Genomic DNA, 589 nt, shown 5'->3' with positions numbered 1-589 from the left:
CTTTGGGTTACTCTACAAAGCAGATTGCCGGTTGAATTTATGATGAAAGGCATTGATAATGTAAAAGAAGCTAACGAGTTTTTAAGAGGGTATATACACAAATATAATAAAACTTTTTCATGTCAACCGGAAAATTCTCGCTCTCTTTTTGTACCATTTAAAGAAAATGAAGATATTGATAACTATTTATGTATAAAAGATACTAGAAAGATGGATTCTACAGGTGTTTTTTCTTTTAAAAACAAACAATTTCAGGTCATTGATGATGGATTTCCTCTTATTCCATCAAAGACTGAAATTCAAGTATTGGTAAATCCTAATTTTGGTATTAGAGTGAAGTATAGAGATAATATTTTCGAAACTGTTAGATACGTTAAACCTGCCGGTAAAAAGAAATCACCTCCGGCGAAAAAGAAATTAGAAAATGCAGTTATTCCTCATTTGGTTCACAGTGGTGATAATTGGAAGAAGATATGGTGGTATGAAGATTACAATCAATCATTAAAATTTTTAAACGACCTGTTCTTTTGTGATAAAAAATTTATTTATCGATGAGCAAAATCTATATAGTTATCTAAAATATTTATAG

The 589-nt window shown here is 29.4% G+C and carries 1 protein-coding gene; it reads left to right on the top strand.

Annotated elements, in window-relative coordinates; genetic code table 11:
• The coding region (locus tag HLB29_RS09550; protein WP_416389946.1) for a hypothetical protein at nt 1–555 on the top strand (555 nt) is incomplete at its 5' end.
• Between the last annotated feature and the right edge of the window lie 34 nt (nt 556–589).

Source organism: Peptostreptococcus canis (assembly GCF_014229965.1).
Lineage (GTDB): Bacteria > Bacillota > Clostridia > Peptostreptococcales > Peptostreptococcaceae > Peptostreptococcus > Peptostreptococcus canis.
This window is presented reverse-complemented; position numbering and strand designations above follow the sequence as displayed.